The sequence below is a fragment of the Accumulibacter sp. genome (assembly GCF_036625195.1).
Lineage (GTDB): Bacteria > Pseudomonadota > Gammaproteobacteria > Burkholderiales > Rhodocyclaceae > Accumulibacter.
The window spans coordinates 4,187,306-4,205,738 of sequence record NZ_JAZKUG010000001.1; the positions used below are offsets into that span (position 1 = coordinate 4,187,306).

The window sequence follows — 18,433 nt, forward strand, 5'->3', positions numbered from 1 at the left end:
GAAAATGGCAAGAACACACATCGAGTACGACCTCAGCTTCGCCACGCCAGCCTTCGTCGGCGATGCGGCGCAGCAGGCACAGTGGCGCACCCCGCCGCTCAAGGCGTTGATTCGCCAATGGTGGCGAGTGGTCAAGGCACCCCAGGTCAGTTTCAATGTCGACGGTCCCTACGGACTCCGTGTCCACGAGGCCCAACTTTTCGGCAGTGCATCCGATAAGCAAGCAAACCAGTCCCTGGTAAAGCTGCGCTTGCAAGACTGGGCTGGGGGCCGCCTGGAGAACTCCACATGGCCCCGGCAGGAAATGGGCAAGATCCCGCTTGGCAAGCCGGGCCAAGTGATCCGTGCCGACCTCTACCTTGGCTTTGGGCCCATCACACCCGCAAGCTCGAAAAAGGGGCTTGCCGAACAAGTGCGGCGAGCAATCGACCCGCAGAAACAGCGCAACAAACTGTCGGTCTTTTTTGCCCGAACGGCAACCGAGAATCAGATCGACGAAGTTCGTCAGGCAATCCAACTGGCTTCCTGGTTTGGCGGCATTGGCAGCCGCTCGCGCAATGGGTGGGGGTCAATCACGCTGCAAGGCGACACGATCCCACGGCTGCCGCCGTCCCCAAACGTCTTGGCGGCCTACTGCCAACCGTTCCGCGGATGCTTCACGCTCGATCGTGACTGGCCGCATGCAATAGGAAAGGACGAACTGGGTCCGCTGGTCTGGGTAGGCAGAAGGGATGGAGCACCTTTCAGGAACTGGCGGGAGGCCGTGCTTTTCCTCGCCACCGTACGGAGATCCGTCCGATGTGCGGCGAAGCGATTCGGCCGCAACCAGGACATCTCGGCCAACCAGTTGATTGCATATCCGGTGACACAATCGAACAATGGCAAGTGGGGCAACGACGAACGTATCGCGGGCTCGCTACGCCTGAAAGTCGTTGAGACCGGGCAAGGACTGGTGCCGGTCGCGGTCCATCTGCCTTGCGCGGTTCCCCGGGTCCTGTTCGATAAACTGTCGTCGAGCGATCAGCAATGGATCAATAGTCATCAGCTCGACATCTGGGTGGCCGTGCATCGGGACATCGACCAGAAGATGAATCGCCTTGGAGCCGCCAAATGAACAGCCTCTGGAAAAAGAAACTCGCCGCTTGGCTGCACGATCCGGCCGAGAAGGCACTGGTTCTGATGCGCGACGACGTCGGGCACGAGCACGGTTCGGTACAAGCCCTTCGCGAACGGCTAGGCATCAAGGGCGCCGACTTCGACAAGCGCGCCGACTGGTTCGCCGCTGCGGCCGACCGGCCGCAATGGCCGTGCGAACCCGGCCGGCCGCGCCCGGCGTGGGCCAACGTCCGCTTCGCCAATCAGCCGCTGCTGATTCATCCCCTCTCGGGCGAAGAAATCGACCTCGGCAGTCTCGACGATATCTCGGCCAAGCACATCCGCACGGTCAGTCTCGACCACTTCAGCGATCTGATCGAATCCGACGCGAACGGCCAACCGAACCTGCGACTGACGCATCTCGCCTTCTGGCGCTTCGGCCCCGAGCCTGCCCTCGTCGCGCCGGAAATCGGGGATCTCTGGCGCGTCCTGCCCGCCGACACCCGCGTCCCCGATCACTCGATCTGGTCGCATCTGGACACCGTATCGGCGCTGGCCGGCGCGCTCGCCGACGACGAGCCGGCCCTGCTCAGCATGAGCTTCGGCCCCGTGCAGGGTTTCATCGCCCAGGCCCGTTCGACCTCCGATTTGTGGGCGGGATCGCACCTCCTCTCGTCGCTGGTCTGGGAAGGTCTCAAGCTCATCTGCGCAGCGCTCGGGCCTGACGCCATCGCCTTCCCGAGCCTACGCGGCGTCGCTGCGGTCGACCGCTGGCTGCTCGAAGTCGCCGACGCCGCCGGCCGCGGCGACCAGTGGCGCCAGCGCTTCACCAGCATCGACGCGGAGTGGCTGCAGCGCGCCACCGACGCCAACCCGCTGTTCGCCGCGACGCTGCCCAACAAGTTCATGGCCATCGTTCCGGCACGCCAGGCCGAGCAACTCGCGCGGCAGGTCATCGCAGCGGTCCGGGACGCGGCCCGCAATTGGGCTGCAAAAGCGGCGCAGCACGTCCTTGATGACCCTGCCGACGGACAGCACTGGCACGAGCAACTCGACCGCCAACTCGCCGGCTTCCCTGAAGCGCAGTGGGCCATCGCCGCGTGGCCGATCGGCAGCGGTAGCGACGGTCTGCCCGATGCCGATCGCTTGCGACAGGCCCTGGCCACTTACGGCACCGACAGCCTGTTCGGAGAAAAAGTCTGGCAAGTGCTCGGCCGCGAGGTCAGGGTCGATGGCGCCGAATTCTTCAAACCCAACGCCGGCATCGTCTACCCCGCCGTGCACGAACTGGCCGAACGCAGCCTGGCCGCAGCCAAGAGCCTGCGTCCCTTTGCGCCGCTGCCACAGCACGGCTACCGTTGCACGCTGTGCGGCGAACGCGAATGGCTCACCGACAAGGTCGCGCAACTGGATATCCCGGCCGGCGAGCGTCGCCAGACGCCTTGGCTGCGCACGGCAGAGGCCGGCCGGTTCGGCATCCGCAAGGGCGAACATCTGTGCGGCGTATGCACGCTCAAGCGCCTGTGGCCGACGCTGTTCGTCCAAGGCTTGGGCGAATTGCTTGAAGACAGGCCGGCGCGTTTCGTGATCAGCACGCACACCATGGCGCTGGCAACCTCGCTCGACCGCCTTGTCGAGAACTTCGGTCCGGAAACGCTCGGAAGACTCAGCTCGCTATCGCGCAGGTTCGCCCTCCTCGACTATCAGCCGGTGGCGCTTCCGGGCGCGCTGCACAGTCGCCTGTCCTCGCTACGGCCGACCACAGTCGTGGACATCGTCAAGCGCCTGCCTTCTGCCCTCGACGAAGCGCGCGGCGAAGACGCCGAAGAGCGACTCGCGGCAGGCATCGCCGAATTGCTCGACGCCAGACCCGAAACCTACTACGCGCTGATCCAGATGGACGGCGACCACATGGGCGCTTGGCTTGCCGGCAATGACCCCGACTATCAGTGCCGCTTCCCGGCGACTTGGCACCCGCAGGTCCGCGCGTCGCTCGATCGTTTCCGCGGCGACCCGACGCTGGCCGCCTACCTGGACTCGTCGCGGCCAGCCTCACCGGCCCGCCACACCGCCATCTCCGCGGCGCTCAACGACTTTTCGACGCACGTCGCCCGCCACATCGTCGAGAACGTCTGCAAGGGCAAGCTGCTCTACGCGGGCGGCGACGATGTCCTGGCCATGCTCTCGGTCGACGACCTGATGCCGGCGATGCTTCTGCTGCGCGCCGCCTGGAGCGGCAGCGGCGACTTGAGCGGCTTGCCCGGAGACATCGACGTCAAGGGACTGCATCTCGCCAAGGGCTACGCCCGCCTCAAGGGCCGCCTGATGCCGATGATGGGCAGCCGCGCCAGCGCCAGCATCGGCGCCGTGGTCGCCCACCACCAGGCGCCACTGTCGGCCGTGCTGCGCGAGTTGCGCCGCGCAGAGGCAGCAGCCAAGGCGCATGGCCGCAACGCCTTCTGCCTGCGGGTCATCAAGCGCGGAGGTGGCGAAGTGGGCGTCACCAGCCGCTTCTGGGAAATGCCGCACGCCGTGGGGGCAACACCCGCGGCACCGCTGCTCGCCGGCACGCCGTTGGGGCTGCTGCTGCGCTTTGCCGAAACGCTGGCGCAGCCCGAGGTATCGCGACGCGCTGTGTACAACACCCTCGAATGGCTAACCGGTTTGCCGGAACGCGGCTGCGGCGGCATGAGCGACGACGACTGGCGGCACATGCTCGCGAGCAATCTCGCCTTCCAGTTGCACAAGCAGGGCGGTGACAAGCTTTGCGAGCAGCAGTACGCGGGCGAGTTCGTTGATCTCGCGTGTCGCGAAAGTGCCAGGCCGGCGGAAACAGCCCGCGTCCTCGGCGAACTGCTGGTGACCGCCGAATTCTTCGCCCGCAACGGCCGTTGCTTCGGCCAAGCCGCCGCACAAGCAGGAGCACCCCGATGAGCAACTACCACTTCGTTCAGCCGCTTGACGTGCTGATGATCCGCGGCAACAAGTCCTTCGGTGGCGACGGTCAGCACGGTGAAGCCGTCATGCCGCCTTGGCCGTCGCTCTTTGCCGGTGCCTTCCGTTCGGTGCTGCTCGGCAAGGACGCCGGCCAACTCGCGAGCTTCGCGCATGGCGGCGACCGACTGGCCGGCAAGTTGGGCACGGTGCTCGGCAGCCGCGACGAGCCGGGCAGCTTTGCCATCAATTGGCTGTCACTCGCGATTCTCGGCGCCGAGGCCGATACGCCACAGGCGATCGTACCGCTGCCGGCGGACCTCGTTGCCTTCGACGCCCCCCGGGTCGAGACTTTGGTTTCACTGCAGCCGACCGCGGCGTCGGCCGGCTGCATGACGAGCGGCGAGTTGCCGCTCGTCGCCCACCTGCGTATCGCCAGGCAGGCCAAGCCAGAGACCGGCCGCTGGCTCGACACCGCCGGCCTAGCTGCGCACCTGCGCGGCGAACTGCCGGCACGCACGCTGAGCAGCACAGCTCTCTTCAAACGTGAAACCCGGCTGGGCATCGCTCTCGACGGCAACTCACGCACGGCCACCGACGGCGCGCTCTATACCAGCGAAGCGATCGCCCTCGGCCAAGCCGTTGGCTTCCTCGTCGGCTGCGAGGGAGACGACGGCCAATTGCCGAAATCAGGTCATTTGCGACTCGGCGGCGACGGCAAGGGCGCAAGCTACCGCGCAATGGCCTTCACCGCTCCCCTTGTAGCCCCGCATGAGATCGCCACCAGCCGCCGCTTCCGGGTCATCCTCGCTACCCCAGGCCTATTCGCCGACGGCTGGCTGCCCGAGGGTGTCACGCGGCGCGGCAGCGGGGAATACCGACTGCAAGGCGACGGCTTTTCGGCGCGCCTCGCCTGCGCCGCCGTCCCGCGCTTCGACACCATCTCTGGCTGGGACCTAGCCCGGCAGCAACCCAAGAGCGCCGAGCGAGTGGCACCGGCCGGCAGCGTGTACTGGTTCGACGACTTCGCGGGCGACGTCCGCAAGCTTGCCGAATGGCTGGCAAGCGGGCTGTGGGGCGATAATCCTGACCGACAACGCCGCGCCGAAGGTTTCAACCGCGCCTGGCTGGGATTGTGGAGAAATGCGGATTGACCCTCTCACCCACGCCGTACGCATTGAACACCCCCGCTGCAACCTGATCCCCGACGAAAGGTCACCCCCATGTTCGAAGCCCAGCAACTCGTTTTCTACTCCTGCGTCAGCCCCGTGCACATGGGGGCCGGCCAAGCGATTGGCGTCATCGACAACCCGATTCAGCGCGAAGTCCATACCGGCCACCCGCTGATCGCCGGCTCCGGCCTCAAGGGTGCGGTGCGGCACCACTTCACGCGCACCTGGAAGGACAGCGAGTTGATCAGCCGCCTGTTCGGACCCGAGCGCAACGCCTCCGACCATGCAGGCGCGATCGCCTTCAGCGATGCCACGCTGGTCACCTTCCCGGTGCGCTCGCTGCGCAACGCCTTCCTCCATGCCACCTGCCCGAGCGCCCTCGCTCGCCTCAAGCGGATCGCCGGAAGCACTGCGACATGGGCCGTGCCGACGGTCAGCGAGGGCAGTGCACAGCTTGCCAGTGCGGCCATCCTGACCAACCAGCGGCTGCTGCTTGAAGTGTTCGATTTCGCCGGCGCAGCAAACTCAAAAGTCACCGCCATCGCCGAATGGCTCGCCGCCAACGCCCTGCCACCCGGCGACGAACATGACTTCTTCCGCAGCAAGCTCAGGAATGACCTCGTCGTACTTTCCGACACCGATTTTGGACACTTCGTCCGCAACGCGACGGTCGTCGAGGCGCACGTCAGAATCGACGACCAGACTGGCGCGGCGGCCGCCGGCGCGCTGTTCTACACCGAGAACCTGCCGCCCGAGTCGCTTCTCGCCGGTCTGCTGCTCGCCAGCGTCGAGCGCCGCAAAGGCCCCGAAAAGGACCACCTTTACGACGCCGACCGCGTACTGGCCGCGGTGCTCCATGACCAAGGCGAACGGCACGGGCTGCATGACCACCTGCTGCAGGTCGGTGGCGACGCCACTACCGGCCGCGGCCTACTCGTCATCCATGCTGCTACGGGAGACCGCCCATGAACACCCTCGACCAAGAACGGGCGCAATACGCCTGGGAGCGTGCGAACCGCAACACCGTGGTCGACGGCTACCGCGAGATGGTCAAGGGCGCGCCGGCATTGGTGATGGGCAACGGACTGATGGCCACACTTGCCTACTACCGCTCACGTACCGGCTGCAACGAGCGTGCCGCCCAATTGATCCTTGGCGACCTGCTGGGTTGGCTGGCGAAACGGCACATCGTCCCAGCCGATTTCTCAACTGCAATGAATGCCTTCTTCAAAGCAGAGGCGCAAGACGTAATGCGCGCTACCGATGAAGCGTTGGCCATGCTTAGGTGGCTGCGCCAGTTTGCCGACGCTGTGAAGGACGCGTGATGAACGTTGCTGCCGTTCCCCAATACGTAGTCGAAGCCGCTGCTGGCTTCCGCAATTGCCCGCCTGGCCATCGCTTCAACCTCTATCTGGAGATCTGGCAGGAGGGCAACTGGCTTATCAGCAAGAATGGCAAGGCCGATGCCTTGCGTGGGTGTCTTGCCCTGGGTGACGCAGTGGCCTTATTGCAAGCACTGCGCGCTCGTCAAAAGGCTCTCGCGGAAGCCCTGCCCGAAGAACAACACCAGATCATCGACGCCGTCTCGACCGCTCCCTTCGCCACCGGACTGGGGCTTGAACACCCGGTCGACAATGGCTTCGCCTTTCTCTCGCCCTACGGGTTGCCTTACCTGGCTGGCAGCGGCATCAAGGGCGTGCTGCGTCAGGCCGCGAACGAACTTCGCGACGACGGCGATGCCGGGATGACGCAGCCACTGATCGATGCGCTGTTCGGCCAGGAATTGCAGAGCGCCGAAGCGCGGCGTGGCGCACTGACCTGCTGGGATGTCTTTCCGCAGCTGTCCGGCGACAGCCTCGTCGTCGAGATCATGACGCCCCACTTCGGCGACTACTACCAGAACAAGGGCACGCCTCACGACGCCGGCAGACCCAATCCGATTCCCTTCCTGGCCGTTCCCGCGCGCTCGCAATTCCGCTTCGTCGTGACCTGCGATCCCGCGCGCCTGCCGGCAGGGGCCCACGACTGGAAGGGTATCCTCGACCGCATCATCGAACACGCCTTCGCTTGGCTGGGTTTCGGCGCCAAGACCGCCGTCGGCTACGGCGCGCTGGCTGAAGACACCGCAGCTGCCGTAGAGCGGCAGCGCGTGCAGGATCAAGCGCGTCAGCAAGCGGCAGCCGCTGCCGAGGCCGAGCGCCGCGCGCAGCTCTCGCCCGCCGACCAGGAGCTGGAAGCCGCCCGCTTGGACATCGCAGTCTTGCGTAGCGCTTTTGAGGCTGCGAAAGCGAAAGGCAAGTACCAGCCCGGCTCGCCGATCGACGAGCAGCGCTTGAAGCTCTTCCAGCAGGCCGTTCAATGGCAAGGCCAAACCGCACGCCGCGAAGCCGTGGCGCTGCTTCGGGAAGTCATCAAGTGGACCGGCTGGCCAGGCAACAAGGAACGCAAGCAGCAGTTCCAAACCTGGCTGAGGGAGCTGGAATCATGAGCCGTGCGCAACAGGCGAGCCTCACGGAGCAAGTGGGACTGACCGTGTCGATCGCGCTCCGAATTCACCAGTACGGAACATCAGCATGAGCACCCTCATCAGTTTCCTTGGCAAGGGCGACCCGCGGAAGGGCTACCGTACTGCCACCTACCGCTTCGATTCGAATGTCGTGAAGACGGTGACCTTCTTCGGCCTCGCTCTGACCGACTACCTGAAACCCGATCGCCTGATCCTGCTTGGTACGCCAAGCAGCATGTGGGAAAACTTCTTCGACCGGGACGGCATCGATCCCGAGGCCATGGAGCCTCTGATCGATGCCGTTGCCGCCGGGAGAGTCGATGACCGCCTGCTCGACCTGCCGTGCCGCCAACTCGCCGAACAGATCGGCATCCCGGTCGACTGCCTGCTGATTCCCTATGCCCGCGAAGAGACCGAGCAAGCCGCGATCCTGCGCCTGCTGGCCGGTGTCGTACAGCCCGGAGAACGTCTCTGCCTCGACGTCACACACGGCTTTCGCCACCTGCCAATGCTCGCACTGGTGGCAGCACGCTACTTGGCAAGAGTGGTTCGCGTCGAAGTCGAAGAAATCTATTACGGCGCGCTGGAGATGACGCCACCTGCGGGCGAAACGCCGGTGCTCAGGCTTCGCGGCTTGCTGGATATGCTCGACTGGGTCGACGCCCTGGCGACATACGACAAGGACGGTGACTACGGGGTCTTCGCACCACTGCTCGCCAAGGACGGTATGGCCGAGGGCCGCGCGGAGTTGCTGGCTACCGCGGCCTATTGCGAGCGCACCAGCAATCCCGAACTCGCGCGCGAGAATCTCCGGCGCGCTTTTCCTGCACTCGATACGCACGACGGGCCCCTTGCGAGACTGTTTCGCGAGACGCTCAAGGAGCGTATCGGCTGGTTTCGCGGACTGACGCGCCACGACCGAGAACTCTCGCTCGCCGACGCGTACCTCAAGCGCAGTGACTATCTGCGGGCAACCACCTTCATGTACGAGGCCTTTGTCACACGTGCCTGCTACACACAGAAATGTGATGACGCTGACGCTCAGAGCCGTGACGACGCCTTCAATCACGCGAGAAAGAAAACACCTGCAGTCGGACAGCTAAAGAACCTGCGCAATGCACTCGCACACGGTGTCCGGGCGCGTGGCGAACACTCAGACGAGACCGCCGAGACTATCGCTGACGAACACAGCTTGCGCAACGTCCTGAAAAAGTTGCGCAATAAACTCTTCTAGCATGCGAGAACGAACTCACAGCATGAACCTCGACCCCCCGACCCTCACAGGTGCAAGTCAGCGACCCAGCAACCGTGCGCCCCTCGATGCCGCGGCCGTCACGAACCGCGGCGACACCTTCCCCGTCGCCCGCTACCGCCTGGAGTTCCGGGCGAAGCAGCCGATTCGCCTGCCCGACTACGCTGGCTCGATGCTGCGCGGCGCCTTCGGCCACGCCCTGCGCCAGCTCGCCTGTATGACGCGCCAAAAGGAATGCACCGGCTGTCCGCTGGTCGATGGATGCCCTTATCCGGCCATTTTCGCCCCCGTGCCACGGGCGACGCATGCCTTGCAGAACTTCAACCGGATTCCCGTGCCGCAGGTCATCGAGCCCCCCGCCTGGGGCGCCAGGGTGCTGACTGCCGGCGAGACGCTGACTTTTCACCAGGTGTTGGTCGGACGAGCGCGTCAGGAGCTGCCGCTGATCGTCCTTGCCTGGCGGCGCGCGCTTGCTCGCGGCATCGGTGCCGGCGACGGCACCGGCGAACTGATTCGCGTCGTCCACTGCGGCGAGAACGACGAGACTGAAATCCATCGTCCCGAGGTCGGAACCATCGCTGACCACATGCAGGAGATCGCGCTGCGGGCACCATCAGACGCCCGACTCGCCGAAGCGACCCTCCACATCCTCACTCCCCTGCGCCTGCAACACAACGGCCAAGCCCTGCCGCCGGCGAAACTGCAGCCGCGGACTCTGCTGCTGGCGCTCGCCCGGCGGGCAAACCTGCTCGCCGAGTTCCACGCGGACGGACCGCTGATCGACGACTTCGCGGCACTGAGCGACGCCGCCGCGCGGGTTGGCGATGAGCGGAACGTCTGCTGGCGTGACTGGAAACGCTACTCGTCGCGACAGCAGCGCGAAATGTGTCTGGGCGGAGTCGTCGGCACCTGGCGACTGCAAGGCCCGCTCGCTCCCTTCGCCGCCCTCCTCCGCCTGGGTCAGTGGCTGCACGTGGGCAAGGAAACCACCTTCGGTCTCGGTCAATACACTCTCGGCGGGTGCGCTCCGCGAGACATCTGCGCCGATAGCGGGAGAAACCGTGAACGCAACGCCCAACTCCTTGAAAGGAATGAACTAAACTGACAGGCGCGGTCAGTAAGTAGCCCTGAAAACAAAGGGATTGAGACTCGGGCCTGTACTCGATGCCGCTGTCTGCGCCGTCAGTAAGTAGCCCTGAAAACAAAGGGATTGAGACCTCATGGCAGCAGCCTTACTACGACGTCGATCGCCGTCAGTAAGTAGCCCTGAAAACAAAGGGATTGAGACTGAGATCCAGCAATTCGGAGTCTGGCCGATAACTGCGTCAGTAAGTAGCCCTGAAAACAAAGGGATTGAGACTTCCCCATTCAAACCGAAGAATTCAATCGTTGGGCGTCAGTAAGTAGCCCTGAAAACAAAGGGATTGAGACTTGTTCGGAGTTGTCTGGGTTCAAGGGGCAATCGGTCAGTAAGTAGCCCTGAAAACAAAGGGATTGAGACTTCGCCGGCCATGCTCGAAACAGGGAAGTCCTCGGTCAGTAAGTAGCCCTGAAAACAAAGGGATTGAGACTGCGTTGTTGTCGTTCGCCATTCTTGACCGCCGCGTCAGTAAGTAGCCCTGAAAACAAAGGGATTGAGACACTGCTCGATGATTCTTTTCATTGCCGCCTTGTTGTCAGTAAGTAGCCCTGAAAACAAAGGGATTGAGACTGAGATTATGTTTGCCAGCCGACCATTTCTGGCGTCAGTAAGTAGCCCTGAAAACAAAGGGATTGAGACCAAACCAACGATTGCCATTTAAATGCTTACCAGTCAGTAAGTAGCCCTGAAAACAAAGGGATTGAGACACATGTTTCTGGGGATGACCAAAATTCACAAGTGTGTCAGTAAGTAGCCCTGAAAACAAAGGGATTGAGACACCAATCGGCTTGTCAGTGTTGCCCTGACTGTGTCAGTAAGTAGCCCTGAAAACAAAGGGATTGAGACGTGAATTGGCGGTCCATCACAAATCATCCGTCGCGGTCAGTAAGTAGCCCTGAAAACAAAGGGATTGAGACTGAATCCGGGAATCCGGATAAGGATATAATCGAAGGTCAGTAAGTAGCCCTGAAAACAAAGGGATTGAGACAAAGCCAATTGGCGCTTGCTGCGCCAAGCCAAGAACGGTCAGTAAGTAGCCCTGAAAACAAAGGGATTGAGACGATTTGATGGTCATTGGCTACGAAATTCGACCTAGTCAGTAAGTAGCCCTGAAAACAAAGGGATTGAGACCTTGACTGACGCGGCGGAGATCGTGCTGTCCGCGCGTCAGTAAGTAGCCCTGAAAACAAAGGGATTGAGACCTTGCCTCGCTTGATGGCACGCTCGAAGGCATCGTGTCAGTAAGTAGCCCTGAAAACAAAGGGATTGAGACCGCATATCAGGCTGCCTCGTCAGCAGCGGGGTCAGTAAGTAGCCCTGAAAACAAAGGGATTGAGACATGGGGCGAGGTGCGCGAACCTTGGCGGGTTCGCTGTCAGTAAGTAGCCCTGAAAACAAAGGGATTGAGACTCAGCATGTCGTTCTCCCGTTGTTGATGGTTGCCGTCAGTAAGTAGCCCTGAAAACAAACGGATTGAGACCGCCGACCACATCGCTGACGTTCGCCATAGCGGTCAGTAAGTAGCCCTGAAAACAAAGGGATTGAGACCTTGCTAACCTCGACGGCCGCGGCATTGGCGCTGGTCAGTAAGTAGCCCTGAAAACAAAGGGATTGAGACATCGGGCGTCGTCCCGTGCTATCCGACGACAGGGTCAGTAAGTAGCCCTGAAAACAAAGGGATTGAGACCCATTTTCAATCCTCCAGTTGTCGCTGCAACATGGTCAGTAAGTAGCCCTGAAAACAAAGGGATTGAGACTGCGGGAGATCGTCTCAACTGAAACCCCGAAACGTCAGTAAGTAGCCCTGAAAACAAAGGGATTGAGACCTCTGCGAGATGTACAATGAACTCATCGTGAAACGTCAGTAAGTAGCCCTGAAAACAAAGGGATTGAGACCCGGCGTTACCAACTGGTACGTGACTGCCGTAAGTCAGTAAGTAGCCCTGAAAACAAAGGGATTGAGACACCTCGCGAGTACCGATGATCTTGAAAATCATCAGTCAGTAAGTAGCCCTGAAAACAAAGGGATTGAGACATGATCACGTGTTTCACAGATACGGATCCTCATGTCAGTAAGTAGCCCTGAAAACAAAGGGATTGAGACAGCCTTTCGGCAAGCCATTGCGCGCGCATGTGCGGTCAGTAAGTAGCCCTGAAAACAAAGGGATTGAGACGCTGCAAGCTGCCGCTGCAAATCGGCGATAATCGTCAGTAAGTAGCCCTGAAAACAAAGGGATTGAGACCAGGAAGTCATCACCCTCGACATCCACAGAAGCGGTCAGTAAGCAGCCCTGAAAACAAAGGGATTGAGACTGTGGAAGTTTCCCTTTCGGATATTTTCTCTCATGTCAGTAAGCAGCCCTGAAAACAAAGGGATTGAGACTGTGGAAGTTTCCCTTTCGGATATTTTCTCTCATGTCAGTAAGCAGCCCTGAAAACAAAGGGATTGAGACGGCCGCGGCCGCTTTGGCCTCGTCGGACTGCGGGTCAGTAAGCAGCCCTGAAAACAAAGGGATTGAGACCGGCCTTGGCGCCCCACTTGTCGCGGGCGACTGTCAGTAAGCAGCCCTGAAAACAAAGGGATTGAGACGTTTGGCTTCGGCAGCACTGCCACTGGTTAGGCCAGGTCAGTAAGCAGCCCTGAAAACAAAGGGATTGAGACGTTTGGCTTCGGCAGCACTGCCACTGGTTAGGCCAGGTCAGTAAGCAGCCCTGAAAACAAAGGGATTGAGACCTGCCATGCATTGCGTGCCTTGTCGCGCAACATCTGTCAGTAAGCAGCCCTGAAAACAAAGGGATTGAGACCCCGCGCCTTAGCCTCGACGGTCGTGGCATCGGTGTCAGTAAGCAGCCCTGAAAACAAAGGGATTGAGACGAAGTAGGGAAGGCTGGTTATCTCGTGGTCATTGTCAGTAAGCAGCCCTGAAAACAAAGGGATTGAGACTTGCTCTGCGCGGCTACATCATCAAGGTCAAGCTGTCAGTAAGCAGCCCTGAAAACAAAGGGATTGAGACAAGTTCGGCTGGATCAGGTATGCGTTCGAGTAGGTCAGTAAGCAGCCCTGAAAACAAAGGGATTGAGACAGATACGGTTTGCCCGGTTTATCCAGTCCTGCTGTCAGTAAGCAGCCCTGAAAACAAAGGGATTGCGACTTCCAGCGATGAAGCGCCCCTCAGCATGCCGGCGTCAGTAAGCAGCCCTGAAAACAAAGGGATTGAGACGGTGCAGGCTTGCCCTTTGCTGCGCCGGCCTGGGTCAGTAAGCAGCCCTGAAAACAAAGGGATTGAGACTGGCTCTTGATGTCCTGGGCCAGGATGTTCAAGGGTCAGTAAGCAGCCCTGAAAACAAAGGGATTGAGACCTGGATTTCCATGTCCGCTATCACTTGCAGTATGGGTCAGTAAGCAGCCCCCAAGACAAGGGGATTGAGACGGTTTATCAAAGCAAGGAAATCGGGCACGAAGTTTGCCAACCGGGAGGCGGGTCAAGGGCGGGCGCCAGCCCCGCGTAGCGAGCCCTTGACGTAACAGAGCACAGCGGGTACGCCGAGGCATGGCTGGGAACGCGGCATCTTCGGCGCTTACAGCCATGCAGACAGGCTCCTTTCTCCGCCAGATCTGTGCGCTTTCGCACCGCCAGCAACACCTGCCCGCCTACACCATCCCGGTGATGGAAAATCATCCAGATCATCGCTGCACCTTACCGGCAGATGGCATGGAGAGCCGCGAGTTGATACCATGAGGCCCGCCGCTTGGACCACAGACCAGTTCGTCGAACAAGCAACGATCCGACTGTTTGCGGCGCCGGCGCTGCCAGGTGCTGCCGCCCCTGCTCTCCGGCCGGATCGACGTGGAGGCCATCGACCATGCCTGACATTGCTCTACTCCCCACGGACTACACCGCGTTGCTGACCGACATCCGGCAGCGCGTGCGCCACGCGCAGACCCGCGCCGTGATGGCGGTGAATGCGGAACTGATCCGCCTGTACTGGGAGATCGGCGCCTTGATCGCCGAGCGACAGAAGCAAGAGGGCTGGGGCGCAGCGGTGATCCCCCGTCTGGCACGTGACCTGCACAACGAACTACCGGAAGAAAAGGGCTTTTCCGAGCGCAACATCAACCGGATGCTGGCGTTCCATCGCGCTTACCCGCATCTGGGACAGGTGCCACAGGCTGTGGCACAAACTGCAGCGCCGGAAAAAGGGCCACAGCCTGTGGCACTCTTTCCGCCGGAACTGCTGCTTTCGCTCCCCTGGGGACATCACGCCGAGTTGATGGCCAAGGTCAAGGACCCCGCAACCCGGCAGTGGTACATGCAAGCCGCCGTCCAATACGGTTGGAGCCGAAACATCCTGATGATGCAGGTGGAGACTTCTGCCCACCTGCGACAGGGAAGGGCAACCAGCAATTTCGCTGCTCGTCTGCCGCCCCCGGGATCCGACATGGCGCAGCAGACCCTGAAGGACCCTTACATCTTTGACTTCCTGACCTTGGCCGATACGTTCCAGGAAAGGGAACTGGAAACGGGGCTGGTGGCCCATCTGGAGAAGTTCCTGCTCGAGCTGGGACAGGGCTTCGCCTTTGTCGGGCGCCAATACCACCTGCACCTGGGCGGGGACGATTTCTACATCGACCTGCTCTTCTACCACCTGAAGCTGCGCTGTTATGTGGTGATCGACCTCAAGCGTGGCGCCTTCAAGCCCGAGTACGCGGGCAAGATCAACTTCTATTGCAACGTGGTCGATGACCGCCTGCGGCATGCCAGCGATGCCCCCACCATTGGCCTGATCCTGTGCCAGCTGCCCAACCGGGTGCTGGCCGAATATGCGCTGCGTGGCATGGACAAGCCGATCGGCGTCTCGACCTTTGAGCTGACGCGCGCGCTGCCCGCCGACCTGCAGAGCAGCCTGCCCAGCATCGAGGCCATCGAGCAGGCCCTGGCCGATGAGGTGGGTGAGGAAGACGCATGAGCCCCCACGCCTGGAGCGAAGACCAGCTCGTCGAGCGCGGCAGAAGTCGGCAGCGTGCTCGTCGCTGAAGCTGGCGCTCGAAGACATCCTCGACAGCGGACTGCCCAGCGCCTACGAGCCGGAGCTGTAGGGGCAGACGTGCACGGCACTCTTCGAACGTGTGTACGAACGCCACCCGGAGCGCAATGCCGGCGCCTACGCCGGGACGGGCTGAGTACTCGGGCAGGCGGGCGGGCAACCGGCTGCGGTGGACGGTCCGCCGCTGAAACGGATGACCGGGTTGGTGGCCGGGCGATGAATCTGCGAATGCGCTCGTAGCTGGCCGATCGACCACTCGTCCCATTCCGGATCATCCCGCAGAACATCGACCAGCACATTGCCATCAACCAGCAGCATCAGTCCTCGCCGCGCAACAGAGCCATCAATTCGTCGGTGCGCCACTTCACGTCGGCCTTGCCGCGTGCTGCGTCGAAACGATCCGGCTTGCGGCCGGACCGCTCATCCATCTTGTGCATGAGCAGCTCGCCGTCCTTGTTGACGGCGAATTCGACCGATGATCGGGGCGCCAGGTTGAGCGCGTCGCGGGTCCGCTTTGGGATGGTGACCCGCCCCTTGCTGCCGAGAGTCTTCGCCATGATGCCTCCTTCGGATTGCGGCCTGCATCATCGTAATACCTCGCAGGGATGCCTGCCACCGGCGCTGATTGGATCCGATCCGGCCTGCTTTCCTGATCGTACGGCGTGTTCATGGTGGCGTCGTCAGTCTGCCCCCAGCCTGTCGTGGCATGCGGCGCGCCCGGATTTCGCCGCCCAGGCGATGGCCGCCAGCCGGACGGAAGCGGGGCCACTTCGTTGCCGCTTGGCAAGCTTGCCGACGCGGACATCCGGCCTTTCGCAGGCTATCGTCGCACCATGAACGATGCGGCACGAACCCTCTACCTGGTCTGTTACGACGTCTGCGACTCGGCGGTGCGTCGTCGCGTGCAGAAGTACCTGACTGGGTTCAAGGTCGGCGGCCAGAAGTCCTTCTTCGAGTGCTGGCTGACCGCCGCGGAGTTGCGCGAGGTGCGGGCGACCCTGGCCGACCTGATCGACCTGGCCGAAGACCGCGCGCACATCTTCCAGCTCGACCCGCGCATGCAGCGCACCCTGCTGGGGCGAGCGACCGAAGCGGTGACGGATGTCTTCCTGATCGTCTGAACGAGGAACGATGCAATGACGAGTCTCTATGTAGACCGGCGTGGAATCACCCTGAAGGCCGACGGCGAGGCGCTGGTCTTCTACGAGAACGGTGAGCGCGTCGGTACGGTGCCGCTGGCGCCACTGTCGCGCGTCTTCATGCGCGGCGACGTCACGCTCTCCTCGGCGCTGCTCGGCAAGCTCGGCGAACGGGGAATCGGCGTGGTGGTGCTCTCCGGCCGCAAGGCGGTGCCGACGATGCTCCTCGGCCGGCCGCACAACGATGCGGCGCGGCGGGTGGCGCAGTACCGGCAGTCCCTCGACGCCGATTTCTGTCTGCGTTTCTCGCGCGCCATCGTCGAAGCGAAGCTGCGCGCACAGGCAGCCTTTCTCGACGAGCGCCGCGAGAGCGAGTTGCGCTCCCGCTATCTGCTGACCCTCTCGCTGCGTCGTGTGAACGGCAGCATCGCGGCAATCGACGCGCAAACGCGGATCGCCTCGTTGCGCGGACTCGAAGGTGCCGCGGCAGCGGCGTACTTCGAAGGCTTCGGCGACCTGCTGCCGAATCGCCTGAACTTCAGCGGACGCAACCGCCGGCCGCCCCGCGACCCGGTGAACGCGGTGCTCTCCCTCGGCTATACGCTGCTGCATGCGGAGGCGGTGCTGGCGCTCTACGGTTCCGGGCTCGACCCCTTCGTCGGCTTCTACCACACCCTCGACTTCGCCCGCGAGTCGCTCGCTTGCGATCTGGTCGAACCGCTGCGGGTGGAAATCGACAAGCACGTCCTGATGCTCTTCCGCAGCGAGAAACTGCGGCCAGAGGACTTCAGCCACAGCGAACTGGGCTGCCTGCTCGGCAAGGCCGGCCGGGCGCGCTTCTACGCCGAATGGGAGCAACTCGCGGCGCGCCTGCGCAAGCTGCTCGCCGAGAACGTCGCCGACGTCGCCAATGCGATCGGTCTGGCGGCCGCTCCGGTCTCCGACTCGGCCGACGATGGGAGCGACGGCGCCGAAGTGGCCAGCAGCGAGCTCGACGCGGGTGGCAACGGCGATGGGTTCTGAGCTCGCCTTCGTCATCGGCTACGACATCAGCGATCCGCGCCGGCTCCTGCGCGTGCATCGCGAGATGTGCAAGCACGCCACGCCGCTGGAGTACAGCGTATTCCTGCTGGTGGGCAGCGAGCGCGCGCGAAGCTACTGCCTGGACGAGATCCGGGTGCTGATCGATCCCGTCGCCGATGACGTCCGCTGCTATCCGCTGCCGGCGCGCGGCTTTCAGGGGCGCGTCGGTCGCGCCAGCCTGCCGGACGGAATCGTCTGGACCGGGCTGCCGGCAGCGATCACATGAGCCATTCCGTCTGCGCGCGTCTGGCGCCGAGGCGCGCCGCCAGCAGCAGGCGAAGACGGCAGTCGATGGCTATCCGATGCGCTGGTAAGAACCGCCGCCGATGCGCTATCCTGCCGTGGTTGCTCGATGGCGCGCTTGCGTCGTGTCCGCTGCCGCGCGCCGGCGCAGGGCTTTCCCTGCCCGCCGTGGCGGTGGCGGCGATCCGGTCGCGTCGTCGATGAACGGTGCAAGAAGTCTGTGAAGGAGTGGGCCGCTGAGCATGAACGATTTTCCCCTGCCGAAGCACCTGCTGCCGCCCATCGACGACGGTGCGGCGGCCCATCTCGCGGGCTCGCGGTTGCCCGCGCTGACGCTGACCGCGACCGACGGCACTTCGCTCGACCTTGCCCAAGTGCCCGGGCGCTGGGTGCTCTACGTCTATCCGATGACCGGTCGGCCGGGCGTCGCGCTGCCCGACGGCTGGGATGCAATCCCCGGCGCGCGCGGCTGCACGCCGCAATCGTGCGGCTTCCGCGATCACTTCGCCGAGTTGCAGGCGCTCGATACCGGCGTCTTCGGGCTCAGCGCGCAGGACAGCGACTACCAGCGCGAGGCGCGCGACCGGCTGCACCTGCCTTTCGAGCTGCTGAGCGACAGCGGGCTGCGCCTGAAGTCGGCGCTGCGGTTGCCAACCTTCCGCGTTGCCGGAACCGAGCTGTACCGGCGGCTGACGCTGGTGGTCGACGACGGACGCGTCGCCAAGCTCTTCTACCCGGTCTTTCCGCCCGACCGCAATGCCGACGAGGTGCTCGCTTGGCTGCGGGCGAACCCGCGCCCTTCTCCGACCCTCTCCTCCTGAC

Annotated in this window: 15 protein-coding genes and 1 CRISPR repeat array; of the genes, 13 read left to right on the top strand and 2 right to left on the bottom strand. The window is 62.7% G+C overall.

Annotated features, from left to right (window positions below; genetic code table 11):
• The first annotated feature begins 4 nt into the window (after positions 1–4).
• The 9 genes from V5B60_RS18420 to V5B60_RS18460 all read left to right on the top strand — a co-directional run bounded on the left by V5B60_RS18420 (position 5) and on the right by V5B60_RS18460 (position 15,068).
• Complete coding sequence (locus V5B60_RS18420) at positions 5–1,114, top strand: RAMP superfamily CRISPR-associated protein (protein ID WP_332348992.1); 1,110 nt, start codon at positions 5–7, stop codon at positions 1,112–1,114.
• Entirely contained in the window at positions 1,111–4,029 is a 2,919-nt protein-coding gene (cas10, locus tag V5B60_RS18425; protein WP_332348994.1) for a type III-B CRISPR-associated protein Cas10/Cmr2, read from the top strand. The genes V5B60_RS18420 and cas10 overlap by 4 nt, the downstream gene beginning before the upstream one ends.
• Positions 4,026–5,183, top strand: coding sequence for a type III-B CRISPR module-associated protein Cmr3 (gene cmr3, locus V5B60_RS18430; RefSeq protein WP_332348996.1), 1,158 nt, complete (start codon positions 4,026–4,028; stop codon positions 5,181–5,183). Before cas10 ends, cmr3 begins: the two co-directional genes overlap by 4 nt.
• Before the next feature lie 69 nt (positions 5,184–5,252).
• Positions 5,253–6,170 carry a type III-B CRISPR module RAMP protein Cmr4 gene (gene cmr4, locus V5B60_RS18435; protein ID WP_332348998.1) on the top strand — a complete coding sequence of 306 codons (918 nt, stop codon included), beginning with the start codon at positions 5,253–5,255 and terminating at the stop codon, positions 6,168–6,170.
• Positions 6,167–6,526 carry a type III-B CRISPR module-associated protein Cmr5 gene (gene cmr5 / locus V5B60_RS18440; protein WP_332349000.1) on the top strand — a complete coding sequence of 120 codons (360 nt, stop codon included), beginning with the start codon at positions 6,167–6,169 and terminating at the stop codon, positions 6,524–6,526. The genes cmr4 and cmr5 overlap by 4 nt, the downstream gene beginning before the upstream one ends.
• A complete protein-coding gene (cmr6, locus tag V5B60_RS18445) occupies positions 6,526–7,689 on the top strand; it encodes a type III-B CRISPR module RAMP protein Cmr6 (protein ID WP_332349002.1) in 1,164 nt (387 codons plus the stop codon). Before cmr5 ends, cmr6 begins: the two co-directional genes overlap by 1 nt.
• Positions 7,690–7,774: 85 nt before the next feature.
• On the top strand, positions 7,775–8,941 hold the full coding sequence (gene csx2, locus V5B60_RS18450; RefSeq protein WP_332349004.1) for a TIGR02221 family CRISPR-associated protein: 1,167 nt from the start codon (positions 7,775–7,777) through the stop codon (positions 8,939–8,941).
• A gap of 22 nt (positions 8,942–8,963) precedes the next feature.
• The gene (gene cas6, locus V5B60_RS18455; RefSeq protein ID WP_332349006.1) at positions 8,964–10,064 is read left to right on the top strand and encodes a CRISPR system precrRNA processing endoribonuclease RAMP protein Cas6; all 1,101 of its coding nucleotides are present in this window, start codon (positions 8,964–8,966) and stop codon (positions 10,062–10,064) included.
• A gap of 8 nt (positions 10,065–10,072) precedes the next feature.
• Positions 10,073–13,531: a CRISPR direct-repeat array (repeat unit 36 nt; unit sequence GTCAGTAAGTAGCCCTGAAAACAAAGGGATTGAGAC).
• Between the two features lie 433 nt (positions 13,532–13,964).
• Positions 13,965–15,068, top strand: coding sequence for a PDDEXK nuclease domain-containing protein (locus V5B60_RS18460; protein WP_332349008.1), 1,104 nt, complete (start codon positions 13,965–13,967; stop codon positions 15,066–15,068).
• A gap of 195 nt (positions 15,069–15,263) precedes the next feature.
• Here the strand turns inward: V5B60_RS18460 and V5B60_RS18465 are convergent, their stop codons facing one another.
• Together V5B60_RS18465 and V5B60_RS18470 are read right to left on the bottom strand one after the other, a co-directional pair.
• Positions 15,264–15,464: a hypothetical protein gene (locus V5B60_RS18465; RefSeq protein ID WP_332349011.1), complete on the bottom strand. Its 201-nt coding sequence runs from the start codon at positions 15,462–15,464 to the stop codon at positions 15,264–15,266.
• The gene (locus tag V5B60_RS18470) at positions 15,464–15,703 is read right to left on the bottom strand and encodes an AbrB/MazE/SpoVT family DNA-binding domain-containing protein (protein WP_332349013.1); all 240 of its coding nucleotides are present in this window, start codon (positions 15,701–15,703) and stop codon (positions 15,464–15,466) included. Before V5B60_RS18470 ends, V5B60_RS18465 begins: the two co-directional genes overlap by 1 nt.
• 276 nt (positions 15,704–15,979) lie before the next feature.
• Between V5B60_RS18470 and cas2 the strand changes: the two genes are divergently transcribed.
• The 4 genes from cas2 (at position 15,980) to V5B60_RS18490 (ending at position 18,432) form a co-directional block, all read left to right on the top strand.
• Complete coding sequence (cas2, locus tag V5B60_RS18475) at positions 15,980–16,267, top strand: CRISPR-associated endonuclease Cas2 (protein WP_332349015.1); 288 nt, start codon at positions 15,980–15,982, stop codon at positions 16,265–16,267.
• A 15-nt stretch (positions 16,268–16,282) separates the two neighbouring features.
• On the top strand, positions 16,283–17,308 hold the full coding sequence (cas1, locus tag V5B60_RS18480) for a CRISPR-associated endonuclease Cas1 (RefSeq protein WP_332349018.1): 1,026 nt from the start codon (positions 16,283–16,285) through the stop codon (positions 17,306–17,308).
• Entirely contained in the window at positions 17,298–17,594 is a 297-nt protein-coding gene (locus V5B60_RS18485; RefSeq protein WP_332349020.1) for a CRISPR-associated endonuclease Cas2, read from the top strand. The genes cas1 and V5B60_RS18485 overlap by 11 nt, the downstream gene beginning before the upstream one ends.
• A 259-nt stretch (positions 17,595–17,853) precedes the next feature.
• A complete protein-coding gene (locus tag V5B60_RS18490) occupies positions 17,854–18,432 on the top strand; it encodes a peroxiredoxin (RefSeq protein ID WP_332349022.1) in 579 nt (192 codons plus the stop codon).
• Position 18,433 lies beyond the last annotated feature (1 nt).

Excerpts from the sequence above, each read along its gene's own strand:
- V5B60_RS18420 (WP_332348992.1), top strand. The coding sequence starts at position 5 with ATGGCAAGAACACACATCGAGTACGACCTCAGCTTCGCCACGCCAGCC.
- cas10 (WP_332348994.1), top strand. The coding sequence starts at position 1,111 with ATGAACAGCCTCTGGAAAAAGAAACTCGCCGCTTGGCTGCACGATCCG.
- cmr3 (WP_332348996.1), top strand. The coding sequence starts at position 4,026 with ATGAGCAACTACCACTTCGTTCAGCCGCTTGACGTGCTGATGATCCGC.
- cmr4 (WP_332348998.1), top strand. The coding sequence starts at position 5,253 with ATGTTCGAAGCCCAGCAACTCGTTTTCTACTCCTGCGTCAGCCCCGTG.
- cmr5 (WP_332349000.1), top strand. The coding sequence starts at position 6,167 with ATGAACACCCTCGACCAAGAACGGGCGCAATACGCCTGGGAGCGTGCG.
- cmr6 (WP_332349002.1), top strand. The coding sequence starts at position 6,526 with ATGAACGTTGCTGCCGTTCCCCAATACGTAGTCGAAGCCGCTGCTGGC.
- csx2 (WP_332349004.1), top strand. The coding sequence starts at position 7,775 with ATGAGCACCCTCATCAGTTTCCTTGGCAAGGGCGACCCGCGGAAGGGC.
- cas6 (WP_332349006.1), top strand. The coding sequence starts at position 8,964 with ATGAACCTCGACCCCCCGACCCTCACAGGTGCAAGTCAGCGACCCAGC.
- V5B60_RS18460 (WP_332349008.1), top strand. The coding sequence starts at position 13,965 with ATGCCTGACATTGCTCTACTCCCCACGGACTACACCGCGTTGCTGACC.
- V5B60_RS18465 (WP_332349011.1), bottom strand. The coding sequence starts at position 15,464 with ATGCTGCTGGTTGATGGCAATGTGCTGGTCGATGTTCTGCGGGATGAT.
- V5B60_RS18470 (WP_332349013.1), bottom strand. The coding sequence starts at position 15,703 with ATGGCGAAGACTCTCGGCAGCAAGGGGCGGGTCACCATCCCAAAGCGG.
- cas2 (WP_332349015.1), top strand. The coding sequence starts at position 15,980 with ATGAACGATGCGGCACGAACCCTCTACCTGGTCTGTTACGACGTCTGC.
- cas1 (WP_332349018.1), top strand. The coding sequence starts at position 16,283 with ATGACGAGTCTCTATGTAGACCGGCGTGGAATCACCCTGAAGGCCGAC.
- V5B60_RS18485 (WP_332349020.1), top strand. The coding sequence starts at position 17,298 with ATGGGTTCTGAGCTCGCCTTCGTCATCGGCTACGACATCAGCGATCCG.
- V5B60_RS18490 (WP_332349022.1), top strand. The coding sequence starts at position 17,854 with ATGAACGATTTTCCCCTGCCGAAGCACCTGCTGCCGCCCATCGACGAC.